Consider the following 927-nt stretch of genomic DNA (forward strand, 5'->3'; position numbering starts at 1 on the left):
CAGGGCCGGATGAACGACCGTCAGCAGCTGGATAATAATCGATGCCGAAATGTACGGCATAATACCCAGTGCGAAAATAGAAGCACGGCTGAGAGCACCACCAGAGAACATGTTGAACATTTCAATGATGGTGCCTCGCTGTTGCTCAAGCAGTTTGGCAAGTACAGCGGCATCAATACCAGGGATCGGAATAAAAGAGCCAATACGGAACACAATCAGCGCGCCGATTACAAACAGCAGTCTGCGTTTCAGCTCGCCAAATCCACCTTTGGCACTTTGAAAATCTAATCCCGGTTGCTTAGCCATCTGCTACTTATTCCTCAATTTTACCGCCAGCAGCTTCGATAGCAGCACGAGCACCTTTAGTAACACGCAGGCCACGAACAGTTACCGGAGTAGAAACTTCACCAGACAGGATCACTTTCGCGAACTCGATCTGGATGCCGATAATGTTAGCCGCTTTCAGCGTATTCAGGTCTACAACGCCGCCTTCAACTTTCGCCAGGTCAGACAGACGGATTTCCGCTGTAATCGCTGCTTTGCGAGAGGTGAAGCCGAACTTCGGCAGACGACGGTACAGTGGCATCTGGCCACCCTCGAAACCGCGACGTACGCCACCGCCAGAACGAGAGTTCTGACCTTTGTGACCACGACCACCGGTTTTGCCGAGGCCAGAACCGATACCACGACCCAGGCGTTTACCCGCCTTTTTAGAGCCTTCGGCCGGAGACAGAGTATTTAAACGCATCTCTTACTCCTCAACTTTAACCATGAAGTAAACCGCGTTGACCATACCACGAACAGCAGGAGTATCCTCGCGCTCAACGGTATGACCAATACGACGCAGACCCAGGCCAAGCAGCGTTGCCTTGTGTTTCGGCAGCCGACCGATTGCACTGCGGGTTTGAGTGATTTTAATAGTCTTTG

General features: G+C 51.8%; 2 protein-coding genes and 1 pseudogene. All 3 read right to left on the minus strand.

The window, feature by feature from the left end; all coding sequences use genetic code 11:
• A pseudogene (secY, locus tag IPZ49_RS22935) lies at nt 1-306 on the minus strand (preprotein translocase subunit SecY); the annotation flags it as partial.
• 7 nt (nt 307-313) lie between these two features.
• A complete protein-coding gene (rplO, locus tag IPZ49_RS22940; RefSeq protein WP_014885468.1) occupies nt 314-748 on the minus strand; it encodes a 50S ribosomal protein L15 in 435 nt (144 codons plus the stop codon).
• Nucleotides 749-751: 3 nt separating this feature from the next.
• On the minus strand, nt 752-927 hold a 176-nt coding region (gene rpmD / locus IPZ49_RS22945; protein WP_193762897.1), incomplete at its 5' end, for a 50S ribosomal protein L30.

The sequence above is a fragment of the Enterobacter cloacae complex sp. S2 genome, assembly GCF_015159675.1.
Lineage (GTDB): Bacteria > Pseudomonadota > Gammaproteobacteria > Enterobacterales > Enterobacteriaceae > Enterobacter > Enterobacter intestinihominis.